The 13,888-nt window shown below is 67.8% G+C and carries 14 protein-coding genes; 4 read left to right on the top strand and 10 right to left on the bottom strand.

Translation table 11 applies throughout. From position 1 onward, the window contains the following. The first annotated feature begins 39 nt into the window (after positions 1–39). Complete coding sequence (gene yejK, locus M6E97_RS02140; RefSeq protein ID WP_003092908.1) at positions 40–1,044, top strand: nucleoid-associated protein YejK; 1,005 nt, start codon at positions 40–42, stop codon at positions 1,042–1,044. A 42-nt stretch (positions 1,045–1,086) separates the two neighbouring features. Here the strand turns inward: yejK and M6E97_RS02135 are convergent, their stop codons facing one another. The 9 genes from M6E97_RS02135 to M6E97_RS02095 all read right to left on the bottom strand — a co-directional run bounded on the left by M6E97_RS02135 (position 1,087) and on the right by M6E97_RS02095 (position 8,100). Then, a complete protein-coding gene (locus tag M6E97_RS02135) occupies positions 1,087–1,998 on the bottom strand; it encodes a hypothetical protein (RefSeq protein ID WP_003092910.1) in 912 nt (303 codons plus the stop codon). An 88-nt stretch (positions 1,999–2,086) separates the two neighbouring features. Then, positions 2,087–2,839, bottom strand: a complete 753-nt coding sequence (locus M6E97_RS02130) for a VIT1/CCC1 transporter family protein (protein WP_033939638.1) — start codon at positions 2,837–2,839, stop codon at positions 2,087–2,089. A 3-nt stretch (positions 2,840–2,842) separates the two neighbouring features. Continuing rightward, on the bottom strand, positions 2,843–3,778 hold the full coding sequence (locus M6E97_RS02125) for a glutathione S-transferase family protein (RefSeq protein WP_034005000.1): 936 nt from the start codon (positions 3,776–3,778) through the stop codon (positions 2,843–2,845). A 120-nt stretch (positions 3,779–3,898) separates the two neighbouring features. Next, positions 3,899–4,588, bottom strand: coding sequence for a CatB-related O-acetyltransferase (locus M6E97_RS02120; protein WP_003111880.1), 690 nt, complete (start codon positions 4,586–4,588; stop codon positions 3,899–3,901). A gap of 28 nt (positions 4,589–4,616) precedes the next feature. Then, positions 4,617–4,931, bottom strand: coding sequence for a GIY-YIG nuclease family protein (locus tag M6E97_RS02115; protein ID WP_003119275.1), 315 nt, complete (start codon positions 4,929–4,931; stop codon positions 4,617–4,619). After that, the gene (locus M6E97_RS02110; protein WP_003092922.1) at positions 4,924–5,625 is read right to left on the bottom strand and encodes a glutathione S-transferase C-terminal domain-containing protein; all 702 of its coding nucleotides are present in this window, start codon (positions 5,623–5,625) and stop codon (positions 4,924–4,926) included. Before M6E97_RS02110 ends, M6E97_RS02115 begins: the two co-directional genes overlap by 8 nt. Before the next feature lie 66 nt (positions 5,626–5,691). Continuing rightward, the gene (locus M6E97_RS02105) at positions 5,692–6,174 is read right to left on the bottom strand and encodes a nuclear transport factor 2 family protein (RefSeq protein ID WP_003092923.1); all 483 of its coding nucleotides are present in this window, start codon (positions 6,172–6,174) and stop codon (positions 5,692–5,694) included. A 70-nt stretch (positions 6,175–6,244) separates the two neighbouring features. Then, entirely contained in the window at positions 6,245–6,961 is a 717-nt protein-coding gene (gene pcsA, locus M6E97_RS02100; protein WP_003129573.1) for a phosphatidylcholine synthase, read from the bottom strand. 113 nt (positions 6,962–7,074) lie between these two features. Further along, complete coding sequence (locus M6E97_RS02095) at positions 7,075–8,100, bottom strand: amino acid ABC transporter substrate-binding protein (protein WP_023095241.1); 1,026 nt, start codon at positions 8,098–8,100, stop codon at positions 7,075–7,077. Positions 8,101–8,396: 296 nt separating this feature from the next. Between M6E97_RS02095 and M6E97_RS02090 the strand changes: the two genes are divergently transcribed. Further along, entirely contained in the window at positions 8,397–9,044 is a 648-nt protein-coding gene (locus tag M6E97_RS02090) for an alpha/beta hydrolase (RefSeq protein ID WP_004355695.1), read from the top strand. A gap of 15 nt (positions 9,045–9,059) precedes the next feature. Here M6E97_RS02090 and M6E97_RS02085 read toward each other — a convergent pair whose 3' ends face one another. Further along, positions 9,060–10,958: an acyl-CoA synthetase gene (locus M6E97_RS02085; protein WP_033939642.1), complete on the bottom strand. Its 1,899-nt coding sequence runs from the start codon at positions 10,956–10,958 to the stop codon at positions 9,060–9,062. A gap of 283 nt (positions 10,959–11,241) precedes the next feature. Here M6E97_RS02085 and rhlB point away from each other — a divergent pair, with 283 nt between their 5' ends. Further along, complete coding sequence (gene rhlB / locus M6E97_RS02080) at positions 11,242–12,765, top strand: ATP-dependent RNA helicase RhlB (protein WP_011666560.1); 1,524 nt, start codon at positions 11,242–11,244, stop codon at positions 12,763–12,765. Between the two features lie 160 nt (positions 12,766–12,925). Beyond that, positions 12,926–13,873: an NAD(P)H-dependent anabolic L-arginine dehydrogenase DauB gene (gene dauB, locus M6E97_RS02075; protein WP_003137803.1), complete on the top strand. Its 948-nt coding sequence runs from the start codon at positions 12,926–12,928 to the stop codon at positions 13,871–13,873. Positions 13,874–13,888: the final 15 nt, after the last annotated feature.

Genomic DNA, 13,888 nt, shown 5'->3' with positions numbered 1-13,888 from the left:
TGCGCGGCGCCGCCGATTACCTGAAAGGTCGAACCTGACATGCCGATCCATCACGCCATCGTCCACCTGATCGAGAAGAAGCCCGACGGCACCCCGGCCGTGCTCCACGCGCGCGACGCCGAGCTGGGCGACTCCCAGGCCATCGAGAACCTGCTGGCCGACCTCAACGAAAGCTACAACGCCAAGAACAAGGCCTGGGGCTTCTTCCAGGGCGAGTCCGGGGCCTACCCGTTCAGCGGCTGGCTCGGCGAGTACCTGGAGGGCGACCGCGACTTCGTCGGCTTCAGCCGCGAAGCGGTCGAGCACCTGCAAAAGCTGATGGAGGAGTCCAATCTCTCCACCGGCGGCCACGTCCTGTTCGCCCACTACCAGCAAGGCATGACCGACTACCTGGCGATCGCCCTGCTGCACCACAGCGAAGGCGTGGCGGTGAACGAGTCGCTGGAGGTCACCCCGTCGCGCCACCTGGACCTCGGCCAGTTGCACCTGGCCGCGCGGATCAACATTTCCGAATGGCGCAACAACAAGCAGTCGAAGCAGTACATCTCGTTCATCAAGGGCAAGGGCGGGAAGAAGGTCTCCGACTATTTCCGCGACTTCATCGGCTGCCAGGAAGGGGTGGATTCGCCGAGCGAGACGCGCACCCTGCTGAAAGCCTTCAGCGATTTCGTGGAAAGCGAGGACATGGCCGAGGAACAGGCCCGCGAGAAGACCGAGACGCTGGTCGACTACGCCACCTCCCAGGCGCGCATCGGCGAGCCGATGACCCTCGACGCGCTTTCGGAACTGATGGACGACCAGCAACCGCGGGCGTTCTACGACTACATCCGTAACAAGGACTACGGCCTGTCGCCGGAAATCCCGGCGGACAAGCGCACCCTCAACCAGTTCCGCCGCTTCACCGGCCGCGCCGAAGGCCTGTCGATCAGCTTCGAGGCGCACCTGCTGGGCTCCAAGGTGGAATACGACGAAGAGCGCGACATGCTGATCATCCGCCAGTTGCCGACCCAGTTGAAGGACCAGCTCAAGCGGCGCAAGGACTGACCCGCGCCGCCCCGGAGCGCCGCCGGCGCTCCCTTTCCCTCCTCAGCCGCAGGCCCAGTCGAAGCGCATGTCGCGGAAATCGAGCTGGGCGTTGCCGCCGCCGAAGTTGTAGCCGCCCAGGTATTCCTCGAACTCTACGTAGAAGGGACTCATTTCCGGCACGCCCTGCACCGGACGCATGGTGCCGCCGATATGGTTCGGCAGGTGCCCTTCCACCCAGGGATGCTCGCGGTAGTTGTCGCGCTCGATCTTGCCGTCCAGCCAATAGTGCGGCAGTTGGTAACCGCCGTCGCCGTATTCGCTGGGCACCACCCCGGCGTTGGGGTCTTGCGCCCGCGCCGTCCAGCGCAGCGGGTAGCGCTGCTGGTGGCCGGCCGCCGGGCGACCACCGAGGGCGCGCAGCAGGTAGTAGTCGTCCTCCGCCCAGTCCGGCACGAAGCTGGCCGCCGAACCAGCCTCCAGCCACTGCGGCGGCTCGGTCTGCGCCAACAGCGGGTTGCCCGCCGGCAGCGCCGGCGGCTGGCAGGGCGCGCCGCTGAATTCAGCGGCGTCGAGCAGGATCAACGCATAGGCGCCGCCAAGGATGTCCTCCATCCGATGCAGACGCGGATGGCTATTGCGCCCGGCCTCCCAGAACGGCCGCAGTTCCGCGTCGGCCGGCGGTTGCGCGGGCGGATCGATGAGCATCTCGCGAATGCCGTCGACGCTGGTCGGTCCACCGTCGTTCTGGTCCGGGGCGAGGGAGAAGAAGCTCAGCGCGACGATCTCCGGGCCATGCACCCGGTAGTCCTCCGGCAGCAGCAGGGTGAAGCCGTGCATCAGCGGATAGCCGGTGTCCGGATCCAGCGGCCACTGCTCCGGACGGATGCCCGGCGGCAGGCCGAAGCACCAGCCGTGGTTGGCTTCGCCGGCGTGCGCGGCGTCGTTGACGATTTCGATGTCGTAGGCGTTCATGGCCACTCCCTGGTCGGTTTTTCCTGTTCCCGGCCACGCCGGCCGGGTGTCGCAGTGTAAAACGGAGTCCCCCGCAGGCGAAGGACTTTCAGCCCAGGCCCACGCCGAGCGCGGTACCCAACCCATAGGTGAAGGCCGCGGCAAGGGTACCGACCAGCACCTGGCGCAACGCCGAGAACGCCAGCGGCCGCCCGGTGAAACGGGCGGTGACCGCGCCGCTGAACAGCAGCGCAAGCAGACTGGACAGCAGGCTTGCGACCAGCGCCGCGGCGCCGTCGAGGAACAGGAACGGCGCCACCGGCACCAGGGCGCCAAGGGAAAACAGCAGGAACGACGTGCCCGCCGCGTTCCACGGGTTGCCGCCCAGCTCCGTCGGATCGATGCCGAGGGCCTCGCGGGACAAGGTGTCCAGCGCGCCACGACCGTCGTTCATCAGTTGCAGGGCCACGCGCCGGGCGGATACCTCGCTCAGCCCCTTGGCGGTGAAGATATCGATCAGTTCCTGGGTCTCGGTGTCCGGGCAGAGCCTGAGCAAGCGTTCTTCCTCGGTGATGCGCTTGCTCGCCATCTCGCGGGCGTTGGTCACCGACAGCCACTCGCCGAGGGCCATCGAGCAGGCCCCGGACACCAGTCCGGCCATCCCGGTGAGGACGATGGACGAATGCGCCATGCTCGCACCCGCCACGCCCATCACCAGGCACAGGTTCGACACCAGGCCATCGTTGGCGCCGAGCACCGCGGCGCGCAGCTTGGTGCCAGCGTCGCGGTCCGGCCTCGCCTCGGGCAACGCGCACTGCGGCGGATCGGCGTCCGGGCGCGGCGGCGGGGTCTCCGCCGGCATGCCTCAACGCGCCTCGATGCGAAAGCCCAGGCGCGGGAAATGCACATGCACGGTACCCGCCCGCGGGTCTTCGCGGCGCAGGATGAGTTCCTCGCTGCCGGCGAAGAGCAGTTCGCCCTGTAGCGCGTCGACACCGTAGTCGGTGGCGGCGATGGCGACCGCCTGGCCGGGCAGGAAACCGTTGGGGTCGCTGAAGGATTCGTCCGGCAATGCCGCGGGCTGGCTGCCGCGAGCCACCTCCAGGGCTTCCTCCGCACTCATCTCGGCTGGCGCGCCGTGGCCGAAGCCGAGCACCCGGCCCAGCCAGGCCTGCACCTGCGGGTAGTCGTCGACCAGCGGCGCGGTGACCGGCGTGCCCTTGAGGAACCACAGGCAGTGCGCCACGGCGAAGTCGGCGACGGACGCTTCGCCGAACAGGAAGTCGCCGTCCTCGCGCGACAACTGGCGCTCCAGTCGCGCCATGAACGCCGGCCACTGGTGGCGCGCCTGTTCCAGCGGCAGGCGGCCGGCGCTGCCGCCGCTGAACAGTTGGCTGCGATCGGCCATGAAGGCCTTGAGGAATTCCGGCGGCAGCTTGCCGAAACGCACGGCGATGGACTCCGGGGCGAACGCCAGGCTTACCGCGTGCTGGAACAGCACCGCGTCGGCCCACTGGGCGAAGCTCGCGGCGACCATCTCCTGGCCTTCGGGGAACAGCGCCGGGACCGCCTTTTCCTGCTCCAGGCGACGGGCGATCAACGCGGTATCGCAATACACATCGGCGCCAACCTGCAACACCGGGGTCTTCCGATAGCCGCCGGTCAGCGCCACCAGGTCCGGCTTGGGCATCACCGGCGGAATCATCACCGAGCGCCAGGACAGTTGCTTGAAACCGAGCAGCAGGCGCGCCTTCTCGGCGAAGGGCGAAGTGGGATAGTGATGCAGGATCAGCTCTGACATGGGCGCCTCCGGGCGGATGTGAGGCACCAGCTTAGCGCGGCAGGGAAAACACGCCTATGACAATCCGGGACATGAAGGGCACCCCATCGCCTGGCCCGATGGGCCTGGCGATGGGCGCGCTCAATCCAGCCGGCACCCCTGGCGGGTGATGGTCATCCGCCGGTACGCCGCACGCGGCGCCTCGCGCGTCTCCAGGGCGGCGAGGAACTCCCGGGGACGGTCCAGCGGCAGGCCGGTGAGGAAGGCGCTATCCAGCTCCCACCAGCGCGAGGCGAGCAGACCCTCGATGATCTCCGGCGGATGCCGGTAGCGGATCACCTGCGCCGGGGTGCCGGCGACGATGGCGTAGGGCGGCACGTCGCGAGTGACCACGGCGCGCGTGGCGATGATCGCCCCAGTCCCGACCTTGACCCCTTCCATCACCATCGCGCTGTGCCCGATCCAGACGTCGTGGCCGATTTCCGCGTAGCTCAGCGCCGGCTCGTAGCGCAGCGCGGTGCCGGTGTGCTGGAAGGGGTGGCTGCTCACCCAGTCGCTGGGATGGGTATGTTTTTCCTGGCCGATGAAGCAGTCCGAGCCGATCGAGCAGAAACGCCCGATGGACGCCACCAGGGACAGGTCGGTGCCGCTGCGCACATAGCTGTAGGCGCCGATCTCCAGCCTCGGCGGGACGATGCGCAGGTGGCCGAGTTCGACCTGCTCCTCGAGCACCAGCGTGGTGCGCTTGCCGACACTGGCCGGGCCGCCGGCCAGCTTGCAGCCGCGGCGGCGGATCCAGCGTTTCCACCAATGATTCTTCAGATAACCCACGAATACCCCATGACCGCAGATGAACGTCCTAGATTGCCGGCTCACCGACCTCGCGCAACACCGGTACGCCGACCAACAGGCGCTCCTTGGCGCGCTTGCTCAGGGCCTTGATCGCCCGCTCGCGGCGCAGGGCGTCGCCCTTGCTGGCGCAGGCCTCGACGTAGACCAGCGCGCGGGCGGGGCTGGAATGGAAGAACCGCGCGCCCTTGCCGCTGCAATGAGTGTCGAAGCGGCGCAGCGGATCGTCGCTGATGCCGCAGTACAACGCGCCGTTTTCCGCCCTCACCAGGTAGACCGACCAACACTTCCCGATCGCCGCCGTGGCGGCCGTCGCCTCACTCACTCCAGACCCGCTCCCGCATCCGCTCGCAATACGCCACCAGGCGCGGATAGCCTCGCGCCACATGGCTGAGCGGGGTATCCAGGGTCGCCTCGATGAGGTTGGCGAGGATACCGTAAGCGGCGGCATCGGCGCTGCACGGATGTTCGCCGCCGTAGTACGGGACCTGGCCGAGCAGGCCGTCGAGGGCATCGAGGTCGTCGCGGGCGAAGGCCAGCAGTTCGTCCCTGCCGTGGACCCCGAGTCCCTGCGCCCTGAGGGTAGCGCGGACCTTGCGGCGCATGGCCCAGGCCACCGCGTCGCGCACGCCGAATGGCAGCGAGCCGAAGAACACCGGCTTGAGCACGCGCCAGCTGTCCTCGTCGAACCAGCGGAAATACAGCATCAGGTAGTACAGGTGTTCGTCGCACAGGCGCGTGATCGCCCGTGCCCAGCCCTTGCCTCGGGCGTCCAGGCCAGCGTCGAGAGTGACCCCGTAGCGCTCGCCGAGGGTACGGATGACGATCTCGCTGTCGCCGATCGCCTCGCCCTCGATACGCACGTAGGGCAGCTTGCCCTTGGGCGCCTTGCGCGGGTCGCTGACGACCTTCACCTGGTACTCCAGGCCGGCCAGGCGCAACCAGGTTTCCAGTTTCAGGCAGTAGGGACTGGCATTGGGTACGTTGAATGCGGCGGGAAACTGGAAGAGCGTGATCATCGCGGCGTCCTGCGGGTTGTCCGCGGCGAGCTTAGGAGATTATCCGCGCTTCGGCCACCGACAGCCTCAGCCGGCCGCCGGATGGGCAGCCTGGTAGGCGGCCAGGCCCTTGCGCGCCTGCCCGCGGATCGCCCGCTGCACCGGCGGCGCCCAGCCCAGCAGCAGGCCCTTGGCGCCAAGCGCCTGGCGGCTCCAGCGCCACAGATCGAACTGGTCGCGATGCTCGACGATCAAACCGTCGGCGAAGCGGAAACGGGCCTCGATGCGATTCTCCACCCTGCGCCCGGTCTGGGTGAACAGGTAGTGGGCCACCCATTGCGCACGCCCCTCGTTCTGGTCGGCGCGGACGTTCGCGTAGTCCAGGCGGAAGTCCCGCGCCCGGCTGGTCAGCAGGCGCCACATGTCGCCCACCTCGCGCCCACGCAGTTCGCCGAAGGCCGGGTCGTGGAAGGTCGCCTGGGGGGCGTAGCAGGCCGCCATGGCCTCGCCGTCGAGGCGCTGGAAGGCCTGGTAGAAGCGCTCGATCAGTTCGGCGTTGGGGTGGGCCATGCGGGGTTCCTTGCGATGAGAGGGACTTGCCAGGCGTCCCCAGGCGGGAACGCCGTCGCGCCGGGTCGTTTCAGCCGAACCACTCGCGGGCGCTGCGCCAGAGGCAGATACCGACGAAATAGGCCGAGGCGGCGAACCACAGGCCGAGCAGGATCGGCAGATCGGCCGGCTGCTGGACGATCAGCAGACCGCTGCTGATCAGCCAGACGAAGGTCACCGCGATGTTCAACGGCATGAACTGGCGCACGCGGAACGGGTGGAGGAACTTCATCCGGGTCAGGGTCAGGGCGGCCAGCACCAGCACCGTGACGAGGTTGACCCAGGGGTGCAGGTCGAGCACGTAGAAGTACACCGCCACCACGTTCCAGGCGGCCGGGAAGCCAACGAAGTAGTTGTCGGTGCTCTTCATGTTGACGTTGCAGAAACAGAACAGCGACGAAACCAGAATCACGCCCACCGCCAGCAGTTCGAAATGCTCCGGCAGGGGGATGTAGCGGTAGATGAAGATGGCCGGGATGAACACGTAGGTCAGGTAGTCGATCACCAGGTCGAGCACCGAGCCGTCGAAATGCGGCAGCATTTCCTTGACTTCGTACTTGCGCGCCAGGGTGCCGTCGAGGCCGTCCACCAGTAGGGCCAGGCCAAGCCAGAGCAGGCAGGCCTGGGGTTTGTTGTCGACCAGCGCGAGCAGGGCCAGCAAGGCCAGGATCACGCCGCTGGCGGTGACGGCGTGGACGCCCCAGGCCTTGGCTTTGTTGATGGGAGTCATCGATAGGTTCACGGGCAATTCTCTTGTTCGGTGTTCGGCATGACGCGTCGCTCTATAGTGCACCGGCACCGGTGCGTCTGTCTGTTATCGGATTGTCGGTGCTGGCGAGAGTTCAGCCAGCCCCCCGCCGGTCAGCGGATCGGCGGCGCATAGTGCAGGCCGCCGAGATTCCATTGCGCGTTGAGGCCGCGCGGCATCTTCAGCGGGCTGCCGTCGCCGACGTTGCGGGCGAAGATCTCGCCATAGTTGCCGACCTGGCGCACCATCTGCACCACCCAGTCGCGCGGCAGTTGCAAGTCCTTGCCGGCGTCGCCCTCGCTGCCGAGCAGGCGGGCGACGTCCGGGTTGCGGCTGTCCCTGGCCTGGCGCTCGACGTTGCTCGAGGTGACCCCCAGCTCCTCCGCGTTGAGCAGGCCGTACAGGGTCCAGCGGACGATGTTGAACCAGGCTTCGTCGCCCTGCCGCACGGCCGGGCCGAGCGGCTCCTTGGAGATCACTTCCGGCAGCACCACGTACTGGTCCGGCTTGGCCAGCTTCAGGCGCTGGGCGTAGAGCTGCGACTGGTCGGAGCTGAGCACGTCGCACTGCCCCGCCTCCAGGGCACGGGCGCTCTTCTCGTAGCTGTCGTCGAGCACCGCCTTGTAGCGGATGCCGTGGGCCCGGAAGTAGTCCGCCACGTTCAGCTCGTTGGTGGTGCCGGACTGGATGCACACCGTCGTGTCCTTCAGTTCGCGGGCGCTGGACACGCCGAGCTTGCGATTGACCAGGAAGCCCTGGCCGTCGAAATAGGTGACGCCGGTGAAGTGGATGCCCAGCGCGGTATCCCGCGAGCTGGTCCATGAGGTGTTGCGCGACAGCAGGTCGACCGTGCCGGACTGCAACGCCGAAAACCGCTCGGTGGCGGACAGCGGGGTGAAGCGCACCTTCCCGGCGTCGCCGAACAGTGCGGCGGCCAGCGCCCGGCAGATGTCGACGTCGAGCCCCTTGAAACGGCCCTTGGCGTCGGCGTAGGAGAACCCCGGCAGGCCGTCGCTGACGCCGCACTGCACGTAGCCCTTGCGCTTCACCGCATCCAGCGTCGCACCGGCCTCGGCCGTGGCGCTGGCGCCGAGGCAGACGGCGGCCAGCAGCAGCCAGGTACCTTTCATTATTGTCATCTGTTCGCCACTCCCTTCGCCGCCCCTGGGTGAACCGCCGGCCCCGCGCCGGTCGCTTCCCGGGCCGGTCGCCGCACTGTAACCGCAAGCGCCGCGGCACCGGCAGGGGCAGCCGGCGGTGCGACGGCGGCGGGCGACGAACGGCGTGCCCGGCGCACTTCCCTTAGCAAAGCGCATCCGCGGGAAATTGGCGAATGCATGATCTGCGACAATCTGGCCGACTTGCGAGCGGGAAAGCGCCTGTTGTCGAATGGTCCTCCCATTCCGAACGCATATGCCCCCTGCCTGGAGCCGTTATGAGCGAACCCCTGATCCTCGATGCCCCGAATGCCGACGCCTGCATCATCTGGCTGCACGGCCTGGGCGCCGACCGTACCGACTTCAAGCCGGTGGCCGAAGCCCTGCAGGTGGTCCTGCCGAGCACCCGCTTCATCCTCCCCCAGGCGCCGAGCCAGGCGGTGACGGTCAATGGCGGTTGGGTCATGCCGAGCTGGTACGACATCCTTGCCTTCAGTCCGGCGCGGGCGATCGACGAAGACCAGTTGAACGCCTCCGCCGACCAGGTCATCGCCCTCATCGATGAACAGCGCGCCAAGGGCATCGCCGCCGAGCGGATCATCCTCGCCGGTTTCTCCCAGGGCGGCGCGGTGGTCCTGCATACCGCCTTCCGCCGCTACGCCCAGCCGCTCGGCGGGGTGCTGGCGCTATCCACCTACGCGCCGACCTTCGACGACCTGGCGCTGGACGAGCGCCACAAGCGGATTCCGGTCCTGCACCTGCATGGCAGCCAGGACGACGTGGTCGACCCGGCGCTCGGCCGCGCGGCCCATGACGCCTTGCAGGCGCAGGGCGTGGAGGTGGACTGGCACGACTACCCGATGGGCCACGAGGTGTCCCTGGAGGAAATCCACGACATCGGCGCCTGGCTGCGCAAGCGCCTCTGACGCGCGCAGCTTCTCTCAGACGGCGTGCAGCCGGTAGTTCAGCGCGTAGCCGCCGAGCAGCTCTTCCAGCGCCGCCCGGCGTCTTTCGTCGAGCGCGGGAACGTGCAGGTGGGCGAGCTGGCCGTGGCGCTCGTCGGCGACCACCTCCACGCGGATATCCTCGGCGATCCTCCGGCTTTCCTCCTCCAGCACCCGGCGGATCGCGTCCAGGCGCAGCGCCGGCTTGAAGGTCTTGCCCACCGCGGTGACCGGCATGCTCTCGATCAGCCAGACATCCTTGGGCACCGCCGCGCGCTCCGGTACGTGGCGGCTGGCGTGTTCCAGCAGCTCTTCCTCGCTGGCGCTGGCGCCGGGCTTGAGCTGGATATACACCACCGGCAGCTCGCCGGCCTTGGCGTCCGGCTTGCCCACCGCCGCCGCCAGGGCCACGGCCGGATGCCGGTGCAGCGCTTCTTCGATCATCTGTGGGTCGATGTTGTGGCCACCGCGAATGATCAGGTCCTTGCTGCGCCCGGTGAGCCAGATGTAGCCGTCCTCGTCGATACGACCGAGGTCGCCGGTATTGAACCAGCCATCGCCGACCCAGATATCGCGGTTCCGGTCCTGTTGCAGGTAGCCCTTGAACACCGTCGGGCCCTTCAGGCAGAGGTTGCCCACCTCGTTCGGCGCGGCATCGCGCAGGTAATTGCCCTCGCCGTCGAGCACCGCGACCTTCACCTGGCAGTACGGCAGGCGCAGGCCGATCGAACCCGGCCGGCGCTCGCCGCCACGCGGGTTGCAACTGGTGCCGCAGGTGCCTTCGGTGAGGCCGTAGCCTTCGATCACCTTGAGCCCGGTACGCGCCTCGAACTGGCGGATCAGCTCCACCGGCATCGGCGCCGCGCCGCACAGGGCGAAACGCAGGCTGGACAGGTCGCGGCCATCGCTGGGGACCTGCAGCAACGCCGCGTAGATGGTCGGCACGCCACTGAAGCTGGTGACCCGGTAGCGCTCCACCAGCTTCCAGAAGTCCTGGATCAGGGTCGGATTGCGGTAGCCCTGGGGCCCGGCCAGGAGCACCTGGGCGCCGCGATGGAAGGGCGCCAGGCCGGTAACCATCACGCCGTTGACGTGGAACAGCGGCAGGCCGCAGAGCAGCACGTCGTCCACCCCGTAGTCGGCGTTCAGGCCCATGATCTCGGCCATCGCCACCTCGTTGAAGTGGCTGTGCGGCGCCAGCTTCGGCGTGCCGGTGGTGCCGCCGGTATGGAAATAGGAAGCGACGTCGTCCGGATGGATCGCCCGTCCGCTCTCCAGGCGGTCTGCCGGGCAGTCGGCGATCAGCGTATCGAAGTCCAGCACGCCCTCCGGCAGCGGCCCGCGCTGGGCCTTGAGCGCCTCGCGCTGCGGCGCCGGCAACAGGTTGGCCGGATCGACCACGACGATCGCGTACAGCCCCGGCAGCTGCGCGCGCAGGCCGGCGACCTTCTGCCACAGGTCGGTGCCGGGGAACGGCGCCAGGGTCACCAGCACCCGGGTGTTGGAGGCGCGGATCAGCTCGGCGATGTGCTCCGGCTCCAGCAGCGGGTTGATCGCATTGACGATCCCGGCGGCCTCGCCGCCCCAGATCACGTAGTGGGTCTGCGGCAGGTTGGGCAGCAGGAAGGACACCGCCTGGTGGCTTTCCAGGCCCAGCCGGTGCAAGGCGTTGGCGGTCTGGGTGACGCGGGCGAACAGCTCGGCATAGCTGATCCGCAACGGTTCTTCGGCGGCGCTGCCATGCAGCAGGCAGCTCAGGGCGATACGCTGGCCGTGGCGCTGGGCCGAGCGTTGCAACAGTTCGTAGGTGCTGGACGGCAGGTCGCGCTGTTCCAGCGGCACGCGTTCCAGGGCTTCGATATCGCTCAGCCCGGCGATCGATGGGGACGGATTCATGGTTTTCTTGTTCTTCCGTTGGTGAGTGGGCGGACACTCGCCGGATCGCTCCGGCACCGTCCCGAAGATGCCACCCCCGTCGTCGCCCTACCGTTGTCTTTTTGTAGCGCGCCGCCGGTCGCACGCACGAACCCTCCCGGAGGCTGCCCCGGGAGCTTCGCGCAGCCGCCTCCAGGCCCCGTCCGGCCAGGCCTGGAAGGCGCCGGCCAAGCATGGATTTCTCCCCGCTGGCAACATGCTTTACACTGGCGCCCGTTCATTCCTTAACCACTACGAGATCGCCGTGCTCAAAGCACTCAAGAAAATCTTCGGCAAGGCCGACGGAACCCAGCCGCAGAGCGGTTCCTCCCCGGTCCCGCAAGGCCCTGCCGGCGCTACCGCGAAAGGTACCGCCCCCACCGGCGAAAAGCCGACCGAGAAACGCCCACGCAAACCGCGCGCCCCTCGCGCCGACAACGAGTCCGGCGCCCCGCGCGCCGTTGAAAAGGCCGAGAAAGGCGAAAAGCCCGCCAAACCCGCCGCCAAAGAAGGCCGGGACGCCAAGCCGCGCAGCGACAAGCCGCGCCGCGAACGCAAGCCGAAGCCGGTGGACAACTGGAAGCTGGAAGACTTCGTGGTCGAACCGCAGGAAGGCAAGACCCGCTTCCACGACTTCAACCTCGCCCCGAGCCTGATGCACGCCATCCATGACCTCGGCTTCCCCTACTGCACGCCGATCCAGGCGCAGGTACTGGGCTTCACCCTGCGCGGCCAGGACGCCATCGGCCGCGCCCAGACCGGTACCGGCAAGACCGCCGCGTTCCTCATCTCGATCATCACCCAGTTGCTGCAGACCCCGCCGCCGAAAGAGCGCTACATGGGCGAGCCGCGCGCGCTGATCATCGCCCCGACCCGCGAACTGGTGGTACAGATCGCCAAAGACGCCGCGGCGCTGACCAAGTACACCGGGCTGAACGTGATGACCTTCGTCGGCGGCATGGACTTCGACAAGCAACTCAAGCAGCTGGAAGCGCGCTTCTGCGACATCCTGGTAGCCACCCCCGGCCGTCTGCTGGACTTCAACCAGCGTGGCGAGGTGCACCTGGACATGGTCGAGGTGATGGTCCTCGACGAAGCCGACCGCATGCTCGACATGGGCTTCATCCCGCAGGTCCGGCAGATCATCCGGCAGACCCCGCACAAGGGCGAACGCCAGACCCTGCTGTTCTCGGCGACCTTCACCGACGACGTGATGAACCTCGCCAAGCAGTGGACCGTCGATCCGGCGATCGTCGAGATCGAGCCGGAGAACGTCGCCAGCGACACCGTCGAGCAGCATGTCTACGCCGTGGCCGGTAGCGACAAGTACAAGCTGCTGTACAACCTGGTGGCACAGAACAACTGGGAACGGGTGATGGTCTTCGCCAACCGCAAGGACGAAGTCCGCCGCATCGAGGAACGCCTGACCAAGGACGGCATCAGCGCCGCCCAGATGTCCGGCGACGTACCGCAGCACAAGCGCATCCGCACCCTGGAAGGCTTCCGCGAAGGCAAGATCCGCGTCCTGGTGGCAACCGACGTGGCCGGCCGCGGCATCCACATCGACGGCATCAGCCATGTGATCAACTTCACCCTGCCGGAAGACCCGGACGACTACGTGCACCGTATCGGTCGTACCGGCCGCGCCGGCGCCTCGGGTACCTCGATCAGCTTCGCTGGCGAGGACGATGCCTTCGCCCTGCCGCCGATCGAAGAACTGCTGGGCCGCAAGATCACCTGCGAGATGCCGCCGGCCGAACTGCTCAAGCCGGTACCGCGCAAGCACTGAACGCAGGCGTGGAGAAAAAAGGCGAAGCCATCCGGCTTCGCCTTTTTCGTTTCTGCGACACGCAGGTGCCGCCGTCGGTCATCGAGGCGGGTCGGCGCTTGCCCGGCAATACCTTAAAGTCCAGAATGGACAAATTGTTTACATCCATTCCGGAGATCGCATGAGCGCCGCCACTCCCCTGATCGTCCAGCAGGCCGAAGCCGAGCAACTGCTCGCCCGTATCGACGTCCTCCAGGCCATGCGCCAGCTGTTCCTCGACCTGGCCGCCGGCCAGGCGCTCCAGCCGGCCCAGCAACTGGTGGAGTTCCCCGCCGGTCGCGGCGACTTCATCAACTACCTCGGCGTGCTCGCCCAGGAACAGGTCTACGGGGTCAAGACTTCGCCCTACATCGTCCGCGAACAGGGCCCGTTGGTCACCGCCTGGACCCTGCTGATGTCGATGCAGACCGGCCAGCCCTTGCTGCTCTGCGATGCCGCCCGGCTGACCACCGCGCGCACCGCCGCCACCACCGCGGTGGCGGTGGATGCCCTGGCTCCGGCCGAGGCCGGCCGCCTGGCGCTGATCGGCAGCGGACCGGTGGCCCATGCCCACCTGCAATACGTGAAGGGCCTGCGTGACTGGCAGGGCGTGCGAGTCCATTCGCCGTGCCTGGACGAGCGCCGCCTGCAAAGCCTGCGCGCCATCGACCCGCGCGCCGAAGCCGCCGGCAGTCTGGAGGAAGCGCTGGACGAAGCCGATGTGATCCTGCTCTGCACTTCCTCGGCCCGAGCGGTGATCGACCCGCGCCAACTCGAGCGCCCGGCGCTGGTCACCTCGATCAGCACCAACGCGCCCCGCGCCCATGAGGTACCGGCGGAAAGCCTGGCGGCCATGGACGTCTATTGCGACTACCGGCACACCACCCCAGGCTCCGCCGGCGAGATGCTGATCGCCGCCGAACAGCATGGCTGGAGCCCCGAGGCGATCCGCGGCGACCTCGCCGAGCTGCTCAGCGGCCAGGCGCCACGTCCGGAATACCGGCGCCCGGCGTTCTTCCGCTCGATCGGCCTGGGCCTGGAAGACGTAGCCCTGGCCAACGCCCTCTACCGCCTGCGCCAGGCAGGCTGATCGCGCGATGCAGGA

Source organism: Pseudomonas sp. B111 (assembly GCF_026428275.1).
GTDB classification, from domain to species: Bacteria; Pseudomonadota; Gammaproteobacteria; order Pseudomonadales; family Pseudomonadaceae; genus Pseudomonas; species Pseudomonas aeruginosa.
The sequence above is the reverse complement of the archived record's forward strand: the minus strand, read 5'-3'. Positions and strand labels throughout refer to the sequence as shown.